The sequence below is a fragment of the Algoriphagus sp. NBT04N3 genome (genome assembly GCF_019443765.1).
Taxonomy (GTDB): Bacteria; Bacteroidota; Bacteroidia; order Cytophagales; family Cyclobacteriaceae; genus Algoriphagus; species Algoriphagus ornithinivorans.
In genome coordinates this window covers 4,672,409-4,688,136 of sequence record NZ_CP048415.1, presented here as the reverse complement: position 1 = coordinate 4,688,136, position 15,728 = coordinate 4,672,409, and the positions used below count along the sequence as shown (strand labels likewise).

The following is a 15,728-nucleotide window of genomic DNA, read 5'->3' as shown; positions in this document are numbered from 1 at the left end:
GGATAGTGTACTAAAAACCCAGTTTGCAATGACCGTGATGGGGGTAAAGGTGTTTTTCAAAAAGTATTGGGTAGAAATCTGAATTCAGATTGTAAGTTGTGTAACCTTCCAAGTTTTGAAAACCTGGAAGGTTTTTTTGAGGTATTTGCCAACTATCGAATTTGCTAAAATTCAATTTTCCTCTGGAGAGAATTCGTCTAAATTAGGTTTGGAAAATTGATTAGTGGTTTTTCAGATACTTCATAAATCCGCGAACCTTGTCAATACTACTAGCTTTTGTATTTAAATGTTGAGAAAAAATATTAAATTTTTATGCCAATATTTTAGTTGATTTTCGGAACAATATTCTAAATCATTAATAAATTTATAGGAGGGGGCAAAAGAGTATTTCGTTAAATCATGTTTTATGTTTTTTTTTTAAAATTTAACCAAGAATTAATTGACTTTAATATTATTTTGTGTTTTAGATTTTTCTATTTACAATTGATTGTTCATTTAACTAAAAACACATTTGTTAGGAAATAGAAATTATCAGCAATAGTCACAATGCTTGGAGTATTTTTCCTCTCCTAACTTAGCATGGAATTAACGTTGGAGCCTGGGAGCAATGCTTCTGTTTTCAATTCATTTGCAACTCCGAGATTTTCACAAACAATGGGTGGAGAGGATTCTATGTGTGACCCAATTACTGATCAATGTGGTCCACTAATGAGAAAATCTTCTGGAACCCGCTATTGTTGCGCCAATACAAATAGTGATTGTTGTTATATGGCAGAATGTTAATTGTTATTTGAGTATTTGGCACAGGAATAAGCCTAAGCCATAATCCCTTCTATCTTATATGAAAAGCAAATTTTGGCTAGTGGCCTTTATCTTATTACTAAATTGTACAAGTAGATCACCAGAAAAGATTAAGGAAAGTTACATTGTTATTGATCAAGGTATTCCGTCCATTAATGATGTGGTTGATTTACCTAATTTCATAACTATAAATAAAGTAATTTCTTTAGAAACAACTGACAGCTCACTAATTGATTTTGTCCATAAAGTGGTCGAAGATGAGTTTTATTTTGTCCAAGGAGGAAAGTCTGTTTATAAATTTGATAAATCTGGAGAATTTATCTCAAAAATCTCAAAGGGCAAGGGTGGTCCAGACGAATTTGTTAATCTAACGGATATTTTAACCTTAAATGATAAAGATAGATTATGGGTTTATGATTCTCATGCTAGAACGATTTTTCAATTCGACTACAATTTTAATCTCGAAATTAATTACACCTTAGACTATCCCCTTTTTGGACTTGAAAAGCTGGAAAATGGTTTAATTGGTACTCCAGGATATATGTTGGTATTAGAAGATCCTTATTCATTGTTTTATTTTCAGGGTGACAATCTAGAAGCTGGCTATAAATTCGAAAAAACTCTTCATCCATTTGATTTAGAGAAATCAGATTATCTTCATGTTATGAGGCACGATTTCTTCTCTGAACTTGAATCAGGTGGATATAATTATGTGAATTCTTTTAATGATACTATTTATCATATAAGTAAAACTGGAGATGTTTACCCATCTTATTTTATTGATTTTGGGAATAAGAAAGTTCTCGAAACAGATTTGACTGAGAAAGGATATACTTCAATCGTTGATGTCTTTCAATTTATCAATTCTACTGATAAGTCCTTTAATGTTGGGAATGTATTTGAATCAAATAAATTTCTAATTTATCGATTTTTCAATCAGGGAAAAGCCTTTTTATCCGTATATGACAAATCTACTGGCAAGTTGGTATCAGGGCATCGCATTAAATTGGACAATATTGGTAAATCAATAGAGCTACCTTTGGATGAAGAAATTAGAATTGGGTCATTTGGAGATGGGAGGGGTTATTTAGTATTACCTTCTGAGTCAAGCGTCTTAGGTGAATTCCAAAAAGAATTTGGTGTAGTAGATGGAGATAATCCTTTGTTATTAGTTTTTAATGAAAAATAATCTAGTTTTAATTGTATTTTGGCTTTTTTTAGGGTGTTCAGTTGAGGAATCTCCTCTCTAGGTGTAGAAGAAGTATCGTTAGGACTAGGTGAAGTTTGTCCACCCTGCAAACCAGCCTCTCGCTAAAAAGCTTTACAAAAGCTTTTCATGACGCTCGATCCTACCTTTCTATCCAAACAATTTTGTAATTTTCCTCCGCTATCCTGGACGAAGTCCTACTTTGAAAGGGGGTCAGTTTTGAGCTTCAACCCGGAGAAAGTCTGGGGCTATTTGCTCCAATATGCAGTGTTTGCAACTAGGAATAATTTCTTTTGGTTTTGCGCTTGGTCAAATCTGGCCAGTCGCAGGTGGTGCACTGACAGTGGCAACAGTTGGGAATTGTTTTGCAGCTTGGTGATTATGGGTAAATTGATTGGAGAGAGAATGGTGCCTAAGATGTTAAGAATTCTTGCGAGTATGGGTGCTTCTATGTACTTCTTTTACTTGGCATTTAGTCCGAATATAAAAAATGAGAAAAGTCAATTTTACTCAATCATTTTAATCTCAGTGATCACCTTGATTACATCTATCTTCATTCTCTTAAAAAATTGCGATAAAAAAAAGCCGGCTTCCTAAATAAAAGGAGGCTTCAATTTAAAAGGCAATTTAGCGTAGATTAATTCTACGCTTTTTTATTTCAAGGGATTTGAAGTTTCATCCCTGGGTGTAGATTCCTCTCTGATCCATTGAAATTCAATTGGCACTTTTTGAGATTTGCAATTCCACACTCGCATTCTTACAATACCGATAGCTATCGTGATGAAATTGGCCTAAATCCCCACCAAGGTCTATACTTTGGATCGTATCCTGATTCTGGAGCAGGGCAAGTTCAATATTTCCGGTACCCCTCATCAACTTCTAGCCACAGAAAACCCATTCTCCGCTGCCTATCGGTATATTCTTCAACCCAAACCAAACGCATCATGGCAGGCCTAAAGTACTACGAGCGCACCAGGCTGTTGATCGAGCTGATTGAAAAGAAGAAGACTTGGAGTCCAGAGGATTTGGCTAAAAAGCTTCAAGTCCATAAACGAACTGTCTTTCGGATCATTGACGATCTTCGTCTTTCCGAGTCAATTGAGATAGTTTTCTGTAGAGAATCGAAAAGCTACATTTTTTCTGAAAAAAAATAATTGGGTGACAAGAAATGTCACCGAGTCGAATTTATGTTTGAGTATTCTAAATTAAATTTCTAACTTTAAACAACAAGATTATGAAAGAATTAAGTATTGAACAGATGGAGATGGTGAGTGGGGGATCACTACCAGGTTGTTTTACAGGAGCTCTTGGTGTTGTAGGTCTAGTGGCAATGGTTGCTCTAGTACCTACAGGTCCAATTGGATGGGCTACAGCCGGGTGGTTATACACAGGGGCTGTTGCAGGTGGAATAGCTACTGGAGCTTCCATAGGGGATTGTATATTCAATTGAAATGAAATGAAGGCTAAATTAATTTTCCTTTGTCTTGGAACTATTTGTCTGGGTTTTTTGGGGTACTTATTATTTCTTACTGATTTTAATTTAACATCTACCAACAAGTATATTTTCCCAATAATATTTTCTGGATTACTATTACTATCAAATATAGCGTTCTTTGTTGGATTCAGTAAATTGAAAAAAAATTGAATGGAAGTAAACCTCAGAGTTAAACAGTTATTTTATTAAGCGTAGAAAAATTCTACGCTTTTTTTTATTATCAATTTGTAATTTCACTCTAAGAAAATCTAATTTAGGATTTTGTTTTCTATTATAATTTTAGCTAAAAGACAGCCTATTCGTCGCCCATCTCTACTTCCACTATCCTAGTTGAAGCCCGATTTTAAAGGATATCAATTTTGAGCTTCGGTCTGGCGAAAGTCTGGGTCTCTTTGCTCCTGTGGGAACAGGCAAAAGCACGCTAGTGGATCTGATCCAAAAATTCTACCAGCCTGAATCGGGAGAAATTCGACTGCCTTTCTTAAAGAATCCAAATCCTACCTTATCCGAGTTGCGGGACCAACTAGCAGTGGTCCATCAGAAAGAAAAGATCTTCAACAGCACTGTACTCGACAATATCGTCCTGAGCAGTGATCCTAAGGAAATAGAAGACAAAGTCCAAATCATGCAAGCATTGGGTTGCCTTCCACTCTTTCAGGACCTCAGTCAAGGCTTGCTAACCCTGTGCGGAGAAGAAGGCAGGAATCTATCCGGAGGGCAGCGACAGCTCGTCGGCTTGGTTCGAGCCTTGGTGAAGCAACCCAAGATACTGATACTCGATGAAGCCACAGCAGCGATGGACTACCGCATGGAGCGAGCGGTGATGGATCTGATCCGGCGCTACCTTCATCATACCGGCGCCGGACTATTACTGATCACCCATCAGCCCACTCTGGCAATTACCTTAGACCGCATCCTGATCCTGGGGCAGGGAAAGATCAATACTTCCGGCACCCCAGCCCAACTGCTGACAACAGAAAACCCATTCTCAGCAGCCTACCAGTATATGCTTCAACCCAAACCCAACACATCATGGCAGGACTGAAGTACTACGAACGCACCAAGCTTCTGATCGAGTTGATTGAAAAGAGGAAGACAGGGAGTCCGGGAGAACTGGCTGGTAAGCTTGGATTGAAAGAGCGAATGATCTATAATGTGTTGGATGATTTGCGCCTTGCTTTGGGAAAAGATATATCTTACTGCAAAGAGAAAAAATCTTACTTTTTTTCTGAAAAATATTAATAGACTGCAAGGAAATTGCAGTGACCTGAATTTATGTTTGAGTATTCTAAAACAAATTTCTAACTTTAGAACAACATGATTATGAAAGAGTTGAGTATCGAAGAAATGGAGATTGTGAGTGGGAGTGGAAATGGTAGATGTTTTTTAGCTGGACCATACTGGCTTCTTGAAACGGCAGTGCTTGGTTCGTTGGCAATAAATTCCGGCTCACTTGTAACAGCTTGTTTACTAACTTAACTAAAATAAATATGAAGGAATTAAATAAAATTCAATTGGAAAACATTAAAGGTGGTGATCTTTCCAATAGGCAGTGTTTGCAACTAGGAATAATTTCTTTTGGTTTTGCGCTTGGTCAAATCTGGCCAGTCGCAGGTGGTGCACTGACAGTGGCAACAGTTGGGAATTGTTTTGCAGCTTGGTGATTATGGGTAAATTGATTGGAGAGAGAATGGTACCTAAGATGTTAAGAATTCTTGCGAGTATGGGTGCTTCTATGTACTTCTTTTACTTGGCATTTAGTCCGAATATAAAAAATGAGAAAAGTCAATTTTACTCAATCATTTTAATCTCAGTGATCACCTTGATTACATCTATCTTCATTCTCTTAAAAAATGGCGATAAAAAAAAGCCGGCTTCCTAAATAAAAGGAGGCTTCAATTTAAAAGGCAATTTAGCGTAGATTAATTCTACGCTTTTTTATTTCAAGGGATTTGAAGTTTCATCCCTGGGTGTAGATTCCTCTCTGATCCATTGAAATTCAATTGGGCACTTTTTGAGATTTGCAATTCCACACTCGCATTCTTACAATACCGATAGCTATCGTGATGAAATTGGCCTAAATCCCCACCAAGGTCTATACTTTGGATCGTATCCTGATTCTGGAGCAGGGCAAGTTCAGTATTTGCGGTACCCCTCATCAACTTCTAGCCACAGAAAACCCATTCTCCGCTGCCTATCGGTATATTCTTCAACCCAAAACCAACACATCATGGCAGGACTGAAGTCCTATGAGCTCACCAAGCTCCTGATTGAGCTGATTGAAAAGAAAAGACGGGCAGTCCAGAGGATTTGGCTAAAAAGCTTCAGGTCCATAAACGAACTGTCTTTCGGATCATTGACGATCTTCGTCTTTCCGAGTCAATTGAGATAGTTTTTTGTAGAGAATCGAAAAGCTACATTTTTTCTAAAAAAAAATAATTGGGTGATAAGAAATGTCACCTAGTCAAATTTATGTTTGGGTATCCTAAATCAAATTTCTAAATCTAAGAACAACACAATTATGAAAGAGTTGAGCATTGAAAAAATGGAGATGGTGAGTGGGGGAAAAGACTGTGAAGATGTTGCAGTTTTTGCAATTACAGTAACAGGTGTTTTAGCTATTGGTGCATTAACCGCTACAACAGGTGGTTTAGGATTAGGCGTAGCGGCTGGACTATCTGGTTACTTTGGAACCATGGGTGTATTATTATGTGGAATGATGTAATTATGAAAGAGCTAAATTTCGATCAATTAGTCAATGTTAAAGGAGGAACGACCGGAGAGGCAATATGTCATGGATTAGCTGTTTCAGCCGGGGTTATGGGAGTTGGTGCTGCCTTAAATTGGTGGAATCCTGCTGGTTGGTTTATGGGAGCCACTGCCGCAACAGGAATAGGTTGTGAAATATATTATGGTAAAGATTGGATTGCTTCAAAATTCTGATGAAAGCTCTAAGTGTGATTATTGTTATTTCAGGATTGATTCTGATTATTTATATCTTTCTCTACTTTCTTGAAATTGTAAATTTCAATAATTGGTTCTACGCTATAAGCATTCTTTCTCTATTTTTAATATTTATATATTCATTCTTAAAAAAAGGGAAAGAAACATCAAACTAAAATCACTATGTAAAATATAAAATACAGTGAGGAAAAGTGGTGTACAGTAGGCAATAGGCAGTTTGGGAAATCAGAATTCTTAAGTTAGAAATCTGAATAACTCACAGACCTTCCAGGTTTCAAAACTTGGAAGGTCTTTTTTGTTTTATGACCCTAAAAGCAAAGAAAGGCATCTTTATGTATAAAATTTCCAGATATAATAAAAACTCCATTCAGAAACCTTCAGTTAAGCTTTTCGTTGATTGTGAAAATAGTTTATAAAAAGTGATTCAGGTCATGGAAAAAAAATTTGTGAAATTCGTCCTCACCGTATTTTTAACATTATGCATTAGTATTTCTTCAGCCCAAAACACACAAAAATCCCGAAACTACTTCCCAGGAAACTATTCCAATCAGCCCATCATCACTTTAAAAGAAGGATTTTTCAACAAAACCACCTATTACCTTGACGGGGAAAAATCAAGTCCGAAAGAGGTCACTGCCTTCCTCAATTCATTAAAAAATGAAGACTTTAAATTCCAGAGTTATCAGCGAAAAAAGAATTTGGGTATGGGTATCCGGGTCTCGGGTATAGCCGTGACTATTGGCTCCATCGCCTATCTGTTTACAAATGATATTACCCCAGCCAATGTCCGCCCATGGTTTTGGGCTTCTTTTGGGGGAGGGGTTTTACAAAGCACTGGAAACATTCTTGTCGCTGATTCAGAACGAAGAATTCAACGAACTATCAATGATTTCAATGCCTATCATTATTCGGGAGGCGCAGATGCATTTCTGAGCATGGATATCATAGATGGTTTTTTAGGTCCAAAAATCAATATCTACGAAGGCCCTATGCAGCTGGAAAAAGATCAGGTTTTAACACGATTTCAATCCAATCCGGAGGCCTTACGGCTTTATGAGCAGGTTCTGAAAAGAGAAAAAGTGAGCACAGTAGCCAACGTAGCCAACTCAGCCCTCGGAATTGGAATTTTCTTTCTGGCGGTTGGTTTCGAATCCCAGTCTTCCAGTCAGAATGATCTGCTAATTCCCTTGACATTCACTGGAGTTGGGTTGAATATTTTTTCAAGATTTTATGAGCGAAAAACAAGGAATCTAACACGAGATGTTCTTTATAAGTATAATTATCAATAGCCTTAACTGATTTCGATTGAGCGAAAACAAATTGATCTAGGAAATAAATTTGAAGAATCTCCTTATTTCCAAGTGCACTTAATTTTTAAAGGTGCAACAGGATTGCTTTTTTCAACCATTCTTCCCAATTTCTAATCGACTATGTTCATTTTTCCCTAATTTCCTGCTTGAGAAAAAAGAATTACAAATGATCAGAAAACAACTACTCACACTCTGGGCACTTTTCCTTTTTGCCAGTATGGCAATTGCCCAAGACAGCAAACCCATTACTTGGAAAGACATCCCCACCTGGAAATACATGCCAGGTTCAGCTTTTGAAATCTCCCCAGATGGCAAATGGACGGTCTATGGATTAGTTCAACTGGAAGGGGACGGAGAAATCATCCTCCAAAAAGTTGGAGATGAATCCTCCAAAAAAACTTTCAAAATCGGCTCCACCAGCTACCCATCCATGCAATTCAGCGAGGATGGTAAGTGGTTTGTCTATACAGAGTATCCTACCTTTTCGGAGAAAAAAGCGAATGAAAAAAGCAAAGGCAAATCCTTAAAAAACAAGGCTATTCTAGTCAAATTGGGTACGGATGAAAAGAAAGAGTTTGAAAACGTGAGCAACTATGCTTTCAATGGAAAAGCTTCCTCTGTCTTGGCCATCAACCTTTCCAAAGAAGGCAATGGAGATGCAAGAGGCTCGGATTTGTTGATTTACCATCTCAATTCCGAAAAAGCTCAAAACCTCGGAAATGTAGCTGACTTTTCATTTAACAAAGCCGGAAACTATCTAGCCTACACGGTAGATGCAGCCAACCAATCCGGAAATGGCTTGTATTTGATGAATGTGGCAGCCAATAGCATGCAGATCTTGGATTCTGATAAAGCTTCCTATCGTTCCTTGGCTTGGACAGAAAAGGGGGATGCTTTCGCCGCTTTGAAAATGATCAAAGACAAAAAGTACAAGCAGGACAAGGGACAAGTAATCGGAGTGAAAAACCTTGCTTCTCCTCAAGTAACTGTTTACAATCCTGAAAAGGACTCTGTTAATTTCAATCAAGCCTATACGATCTCCCAAAACAGAAGACCCATGTGGTCGGATGATTTGACTCGTTTGTTTTATGGCATCCATCCATTGGAACTGGCAAAAAAAGAGGAGGCCAAAAAAGAGCTGGATCAAGATTCGGTAAAAAAAGCGGAAGCTGCAGCCATGCAAAAAATCATGGCAGATACGACGATCAAATCGATTTCCGATCTACAAAAAGCCATCGCCAAATTGGACTCTGGCAAGGTAAAAGGCAAAAAAGAAAATGATGCAGACACCCCGGATATGACCATCTGGCATTGGAATGACAGTCGCCTACAATCCAGACAACAGGTCATGATGAATCAGGATAAAAATTACAGTTTCTGGGCTATGTATGATGTGAATGCCGGCAAGCATATCCAATTGCAAGACAGCAGCATGAGAGATCTGAACATTCTGGATAAGCAGCGCTATGCTTTGGGGTCCGATCTGCAAGCTTATGAATTGGATGGAAATCTTGATGGACAGAGCTATCGTGATTTTTATATCGTAGATCTAAAAACTGGCGAGAAAAAGGAACTCTTCAACAAGTTTTACCTCCCCTCCTATTCTTCCTATCCACGTGAATCTCCGGACGGGACGAAGCTGATTTACGGATTGGACGGGCATTTTTATATTTATGATATTCCTACAGCTCAGAGTAAAAACATCACGGAAGGACTACCTACCACCTTTGTAAATACAGAAGACGATCACAATGTAGAAAAGCCTATGAACGGGGCATTGGGCTGGAGTTCAGATAGCAAGTATGTGATCTTGAGAGACGGTTGGGATATCTGGCAAGTTCCTGTAGGATCTGGTAAGGAAACAGCCATCAATTTGACCGTCAACGGCAAGACTGATCAGATTCGCTATCAATATCGATTTGGATTGGATCCTGAGGAAAAAGGCATAGATCTCAGCAAGCCAGCTTATATCCGTATGTATGGAGAGTGGACCAAGAAGTCTGGTATTGCACAGCTTTCTCCTGCGAAAAAAGGCGGCTTGACTCCCGGTGCCAAGGTTTTGATATGGGATGATTTCAATGTGGGAAATCTTTCCAAGGCCAAAAACGCAGAAACCTATTATTTCTTCCAAGAGAAATTCAACGAGCCTACTCAAGTTTACCTGACAGACGCATCCCTTTCTAATCCCAAGCAAGTCACCAACAATGCTCCGGATGCAGAGAAATATGCATGGTCAGCTGGAACTATGTTGATCGATTATGTCTCTGACAAGGGTGACAAATTGCAGGGTACGCTGTTTTTACCTGCAGGCTATGTAGAGGGCCAAAAGTATCCAACTGTGGTCTATTATTACGAAAAGCTATCTCAAACCCGTCATAACTGGTCCAACCCAGGATACAGTGGAACAGGATGGAACCCTAATATCTATACTTCCAATGGATTTGCGGTATTCATTCCAGATATCGTGTACAAACTGGATGATCCAGGCATGTCGGCTGTTTGGTGTGTGATTCCAGCAGTCAAAGAAGCCATCAAAACCGGGGTGATCGACGAAAAGAACATCGGTATCCATGGGCACTCATGGGGAGGCTATCAAACTTCCTTCCTGATTACGCAGACGGACATGTTCAAAGCTGCAGCTGCTGGTGCACCTTTGACCAATATGATTTCCATGTATGATTTGATCTACTGGAATTCAGGTGGTGGAAATATGTCCATCTTTGAAGCCTCGCAAGGCAGATTCAGAGGCGGTCCTTGGGAAAACTGGGAAGCCTATGAGCGGAACAGCCCGGTGTATCACGTGAAAAATGTGACTACACCGCTATTACTCTTGCACAATGACAAAGATGGTGCAGTGGACTTTACCCAAGGCATCGAGTACTATTCGGCTTTGCGAAGATTGAAAAAGCCCGTCGTGATGATGCAATACAAAGGCGAGAACCACGGTTTGAGTAAACTGGAAAACCGCAAAGACTACAGCGTTCGGATGATGGAGTTTTTTGACCATCACTTGAAAGGTGAAGCAGCTCCTGACTGGTGGAAAAGCGGTGTGAATTTGCTGGACTTGGAGGAGCATTTGAAGGGAAGAGCTTTTTAGCAAGTCAGAAAGCTTAAGTATGAAATCTAAAAAAAACACCGACCTAGACAGATCGGTGTTTTTTTTTTTGAAAGGCTTAGTTGTATTTAGTTCATGACTCGACTTTTTGTTCAAATTTTATTGATCCTAGGTATAGTTACTAATTCTTATGCCCAGCAGGATTTAGGCTTAGAGAGGCAACTTTTAGTAAAGGCTTCCCCTTTAGCTTTCTTGGAACCTGAAACGATTGTTCTTCAAGGTGGCATTGAATACTTTTTTAGCAACAAAATCAGTATTCAGTCTGAGGTAGGTATAAATGGAGGAATTTTTGGAATTAAGGCTGACCGAGGTAAAAATGAAGATTTTAAACTTTGGCGAACTAAGAGCGAGATAAAATTTTACACCAAAAAGAATTATTGGGCACTTGAATTATTCTTTGTCAATAAGGACTTCATTCGAACCGATGATTACTACAGCCAATCTGGACAAACCTTTTATTTTGATCAAGCAAGGATTCGATTTCAAGTTATCGGTAGTGGAATCAAGTTTGGCCGACAAGTCTATACATCCAAAAATATCCTAATTGACTCTTTTGGAGGGCTCGGATTTCGTGGACGTTATAGACAGATCAGTCAGGTGGAGTTATCTGAAAATCAGAGTGAGCGGTTGAACGAGAATTTCTTTGATTTTTCAGAGCGATATCGATTCAAAGGATGGGATTCCGTTCCTCATTTGACTATAGGTGTTAAAGTCGGGATATTGACTGGAAAATAAATCCCTCTCTATCAAATAGTTTTTTCTATTCTAAATTAAAGCCATTAGTTAAGGGATTCATTCCAAAATAAATTCGTCTCATTAGAGGGCTCCAGACTTAGAAAATGCTGAAATGCAGCACGAAATTTTCCCTTAAATTTGGGATTGACCTCCACTGGAAATAACCGGAAAATCGGATACTTTTCCAATAGCTTCTCAAATGCTGAATCGAAATCAGGAAATTCTTCCAAATAAGTAACTCCTTCTTTTTTATCTATTTCGTAGCTAGGTTCAAAATCAAAAAAGCCGGATTCATCCGTAAGAAAGAAGAATCTTTCTCCGTCTTCTTTTTTAAATCTAAAAAAGTTGATACTTCCTCCTTCTGCACCTATTTCGCAAATTCTTTCAAAATCCAAATTAAACTCCACATCCTCCAATACACCCATGAACACTAACTCGGTATCCTCTTTCATTTTTACCGAAGGAAAATAATCCAATCCCGCATGACTAACCCGCTCCAAAGCCTCCTCTACCTCTACTGTCAAGGCAATGATTTCTGTAGGAATGCAAAGGGACCTTGCCTTTTTTATCAAGGCAAAAAGACCATCATCAAAACCATCAGCGTGATACTCTACCACAACTGTCTTTTCATCCATCAAGGCAAAAAAAGCCTCGCTACAGGATTTATTAATGGCATTTAACTCGCAATCTTCATTATCCATTGCTTTAAAGCTACCGTACAATTCCTTGGCTTTTCGGGCAATATTAAAAATGCATATATTCTTTTTTCCGGCATATTCCTGCTCTATGAAATTGCTTTTTCCAACTCCGGTTGGTCCGATTACAAATAATATTTTCATGACTTATTGATCCGTTTGGCATAATTCCACATCACTGCCCAAATCTCATGGTAGGCATTAAGCTTATCTTTTTGATCCGGAGTATCCGAGATGGCATTTTTAAAATTTGGATAATCAATATCCCATACTTGCTGAGAAATAATCTCTACAGCAGCCTGCTTGCTAACAAATACCCGAAATCGGTAATCCCCTTCTGGGGTTTCAATAATTGATTCATCAGGAAAAATAGTTTCCAAATCCTTTCGGACTCTCGCTCTGACTAATACCTGATCCGGCTTTTCACGATGCTGAACCACCGACAAAAAGCCATTTTTACTAGCTATCCACATAATTTTATTATTTCATTACGTAGATAAATTTAAACAATAAAAAACTTATTAAATAGTTTTTGACACTAAGTGTCATTATATAGTTTGAATTAAAGGAGTAATGAAATCAAACAAAAATTCTATTGTGAAGCAGAATCAATCTTTAAAAATTCCTTCCCATTCCAAGCCTCCAAGTCTTCTTTGGCGATTAAAATGCTTTTTAGTAGGTAGCTCAGGATATGAATATTCGGGTCACTCGCCTGATCAAAATCGCTCAGCATAAACTCCAGACCTTCCATCTCTACCAAATCCTTGATGTCTTTAAACTCGCCGGATAAGGCAATTTCTTTCAAAGACTGCATGACTTCCTGTTCTACGAAGTCTAAATTTTCAAATGCTTTTTTGACAAAAGCTTGGTAGATGAGATTTTCCATGGCCTGAAAATTAAAGGGCTATGAATTTACATTCCTTTTTTCTGATTTTCAATGAGTTGACAAAAAATGTCTCAGAAAAATATTCACATCAAAAAATATTTTCTGACTTACTTACAAAAAGAAAAGGACCCAAATCAATTAGCATTTTTTTTATTCCTGAGTCATTTGGGCGAAATTGAAGGTACAAACCAATTTTTCTAAGGATGGAAATTCAAACTTTTGACTCAATCATCATCGGTTCAGGACAAGCAGGAAATCCTTTGGCTTTCTTTTTAGCTGCGAAAGGCCAAAACGTAGCTTTGATAGAAAAAGGAAAACTCGGCGGAACTTGTGTGAATACTGGTTGCACCCCTACCAAAACTTATGTCGCCTCTGCAAGGAGGGCTTGGGAAGTCAATCAGGCGTCGGAATTGGGGATTTCAACTGAAAAAAGCCCTACTGTTTCTTTGGAGAAAATTTGGAAAAGAAAAGAAAAAATCATCTCCTCCTCAAGAAATGGGATTCAAGACGGAATTGAAAGCAATGACAATATCACTCTTTTCAAGGGTGTCGGAAAGTTCACAGGACCCAAAGAAGTAGCTGTTGGGAATCATAGGCTAAAAGCCGAAAAGATCTACATCAATGTGGGAGCCAGACCCAGAATTATTCCTGGGTTTGAGGAAGTTCGGTTTTTTACTAACGAAAGTATTCTTGATTTAAAGGAAGTCCCTCAACATCTCATCATCATTGGAGGAAGCTACATTGGATTGGAGTTTGCTCAGATTTTTAGAAGATTTGGTAGCAAGGTAACCGTATGTGAAAAGGGACCACGTATCATCCATCGAGAAGATCATGATCACTCGGAAATGATTGAGCAAATTTTAGAATCTGAAGGGATTCAGTTTGAATTAAACGCCAATTGCCTCTCAGGAAAAAATTGGGGAGATTCCCAAGTGGAGGTTCAAATGGATTGTGGAGGCAAAGAGAGAAGGATACGCGGATCTCACCTTTTACTTGCTACGGGAAGAAAACCCAATACAGAATCCTTGGGACTAGAGCTTGCCAGAGTTCATCAAGATGAACATGGCTTTCTTTCGGTAGATGATTTTCTAAAAACCAATAAGGAGGGGATCTACGCCTTAGGAGATTGCAATGGAAAAGGAGCATTTACGCATACAGCCTATCATGACTTTGAGATTATAAAAGACCATATTTCAGGAAATAAAAAGAAAAAAGTCAGCGATCGCCTACTCAACTATGCCTTGTATGTTGACCCTCCATTTGCTCGGGCTGGAATCAATAAATCAGAGGCTTTGAGATCTTCCAAAAAGTATCTTCACGCTGAAATGCTGATGAAAGATATCAATCGGGCCAAAGAAAAAGGAGAACCTCGGGGCAAAATGGAAGTTTTGGTAGAAAAGAGCACTGGCTTCATAGCTGGAGCGATGGTTTGCGGAACAGGTGCTGACGAACTGTTAGGAATATTTCTGACAGCTATGTATGGCAAAATCAATTATGAAATTCTAATGAACTCTGTTCAAACTCATCCCACTGTAGCCGAATTGATTCCCACACTTTTACAATCTCTTCAACCGCTTGATGTATGAAAATTTCAAATAAAATTCTCGCAATCTTCAACCTGTTCATCTTGATAGCATTGATCTATTGGAATTATAAAGTCAATACGCTTGGAATAAATGGGAATACGGTAGGATCACTCAGTAGGGAATATGAAAATCTATTTACTCCGGCCTCTTATGCTTTTTCTATTTGGGGTTTGATTTTTCTGAGTTTGACAGCACAGGCGATCTATTTGGTAAAATCAGCCTTTTCACAAAATCAAGTTGATTTCATTCCCAAAATGGCCCCCTTCTTAATCCTAGCTAACCTCCTCAATGGAGCTTGGCTTTGGTTCTGGTTGACTGAACAAACAGGCATTAGTGTACTGATAATGACAGGCATTTTAGCCTCCTTAATCTTGGTTATTTTAAGACTGAATATGGAGCGCTGGAACGCTCCAAGAAACATCATTGCATGGATCTGGTGGCCTATTTGTCTTTACTCTGGATGGATTGCGGTGGCTACGATCGCTAATTTTTCGGCTTATTTAGCTAAAGTAGGTTGGACAGGAGGTTCGAATGAACTCACTTGGACCCTAATAATGATACTAGTCGCAACGGCTTTAAATCTTTGGATGATTTATACCAGAAATATGAGGGAATTTGCCTTGGTAGGGGTTTGGGCTTTGATAGCTATAACGGTAAGGCATTGGGGAGTAATTCAGGAAATTCAGTGGATCTCTGCCGCAGGAGCAGTTACTATCATCTTGTATGCAGGAGCACACGGTTTTAAAAACAGAAAAAGCAATCCTTTTTACCCGAAAAACAAGCTTTAAAACACTTAAAATCAACAGATAACAGTGAAAAACAACATTAGCGTTTTTTCTCTCTTTTTTTCAAAAAATAAATAATCGAAAAGACTGAAATCATCGGATTTTTTAATTCTATTTTTGCGGAAATATTCAAAAGAATCTTTAACCCT

16 protein-coding genes are annotated in these 15,728 nt (G+C 38.5%); 13 read left to right on the top strand and 3 right to left on the bottom strand.

Features of this window, described 5'->3' with window-relative positions; all coding sequences use genetic code 11:
• Positions 1-841 precede the first annotated feature (841 nt).
• The 11 genes from GYM62_RS20375 (at position 842) to GYM62_RS20325 (ending at position 11,627) form a co-directional block, all read left to right on the top strand.
• Complete coding sequence (locus GYM62_RS20375) at positions 842-1,990, top strand: 6-bladed beta-propeller (protein ID WP_219957762.1); 1,149 nt, start codon at positions 842-844, stop codon at positions 1,988-1,990.
• Between the two features lie 962 nt (positions 1,991-2,952).
• Complete coding sequence (locus GYM62_RS20370) at positions 2,953-3,162, top strand: HTH domain-containing protein (RefSeq protein ID WP_219957761.1); 210 nt, start codon at positions 2,953-2,955, stop codon at positions 3,160-3,162.
• A 104-nt stretch (positions 3,163-3,266) separates the two neighbouring features.
• A complete protein-coding gene (locus tag GYM62_RS20365) occupies positions 3,267-3,458 on the top strand; it encodes a hypothetical protein (protein ID WP_219957760.1) in 192 nt (63 codons plus the stop codon).
• A 385-nt stretch (positions 3,459-3,843) separates the two neighbouring features.
• Positions 3,844-4,548 carry an ABC transporter ATP-binding protein gene (locus GYM62_RS20360; RefSeq protein WP_219959503.1) on the top strand — a complete coding sequence of 235 codons (705 nt, stop codon included), beginning with the start codon at positions 3,844-3,846 and terminating at the stop codon, positions 4,546-4,548.
• On the top strand, positions 4,536-4,745 hold the full coding sequence (locus GYM62_RS20355; protein WP_091655510.1) for an HTH domain-containing protein: 210 nt from the start codon (positions 4,536-4,538) through the stop codon (positions 4,743-4,745). Before GYM62_RS20360 ends, GYM62_RS20355 begins: the two co-directional genes overlap by 13 nt.
• A 248-nt stretch (positions 4,746-4,993) precedes the next feature.
• Entirely contained in the window at positions 4,994-5,167 is a 174-nt protein-coding gene (locus tag GYM62_RS20350; protein WP_175557942.1) for a hypothetical protein, read from the top strand.
• 857 nt (positions 5,168-6,024) lie between these two features.
• Positions 6,025-6,228 (top strand): hypothetical protein, encoded by a 204-nt coding sequence (locus tag GYM62_RS20345; RefSeq protein WP_091655513.1) that lies wholly within the window; start codon positions 6,025-6,027, stop codon positions 6,226-6,228.
• A gap of 2 nt (positions 6,229-6,230) precedes the next feature.
• On the top strand, positions 6,231-6,446 hold the full coding sequence (locus tag GYM62_RS20340) for a hypothetical protein (protein WP_219957759.1): 216 nt from the start codon (positions 6,231-6,233) through the stop codon (positions 6,444-6,446).
• A 452-nt stretch (positions 6,447-6,898) separates the two neighbouring features.
• Positions 6,899-7,756, top strand: coding sequence for a hypothetical protein (locus GYM62_RS20335; RefSeq protein ID WP_219957758.1), 858 nt, complete (start codon positions 6,899-6,901; stop codon positions 7,754-7,756).
• A 187-nt stretch (positions 7,757-7,943) separates the two neighbouring features.
• Positions 7,944-10,874, top strand: a complete 2,931-nt coding sequence (locus GYM62_RS20330; RefSeq protein ID WP_219957757.1) for a prolyl oligopeptidase family serine peptidase — start codon at positions 7,944-7,946, stop codon at positions 10,872-10,874.
• A gap of 93 nt (positions 10,875-10,967) precedes the next feature.
• Entirely contained in the window at positions 10,968-11,627 is a 660-nt protein-coding gene (locus tag GYM62_RS20325) for a DUF3575 domain-containing protein (protein ID WP_219957756.1), read from the top strand.
• A gap of 44 nt (positions 11,628-11,671) precedes the next feature.
• Here GYM62_RS20325 and GYM62_RS20320 read toward each other — a convergent pair whose 3' ends face one another.
• The 3 genes from GYM62_RS20320 to GYM62_RS20310 form a co-directional block, all read right to left on the bottom strand.
• A complete protein-coding gene (locus tag GYM62_RS20320; RefSeq protein WP_219957755.1) occupies positions 11,672-12,466 on the bottom strand; it encodes a hypothetical protein in 795 nt (264 codons plus the stop codon).
• Positions 12,463-12,795 carry a hypothetical protein gene (locus GYM62_RS20315; protein ID WP_219957754.1) on the bottom strand — a complete coding sequence of 111 codons (333 nt, stop codon included), beginning with the start codon at positions 12,793-12,795 and terminating at the stop codon, positions 12,463-12,465. The genes GYM62_RS20320 and GYM62_RS20315 overlap by 4 nt, the downstream gene beginning before the upstream one ends.
• 119 nt (positions 12,796-12,914) lie before the next feature.
• Positions 12,915-13,208, bottom strand: coding sequence for a hypothetical protein (locus GYM62_RS20310; RefSeq protein WP_219957753.1), 294 nt, complete (start codon positions 13,206-13,208; stop codon positions 12,915-12,917).
• Between the two features lie 203 nt (positions 13,209-13,411).
• Between GYM62_RS20310 and GYM62_RS20305 the strand changes: the two genes are divergently transcribed.
• Positions 13,412-14,794, top strand: coding sequence for a mercuric reductase (locus GYM62_RS20305; RefSeq protein WP_219957752.1), 1,383 nt, complete (start codon positions 13,412-13,414; stop codon positions 14,792-14,794).
• Positions 14,791-15,582, top strand: coding sequence for a hypothetical protein (locus tag GYM62_RS20300; protein WP_219957751.1), 792 nt, complete (start codon positions 14,791-14,793; stop codon positions 15,580-15,582). Before GYM62_RS20305 ends, GYM62_RS20300 begins: the two co-directional genes overlap by 4 nt.
• Positions 15,583-15,728: the final 146 nt, after the last annotated feature.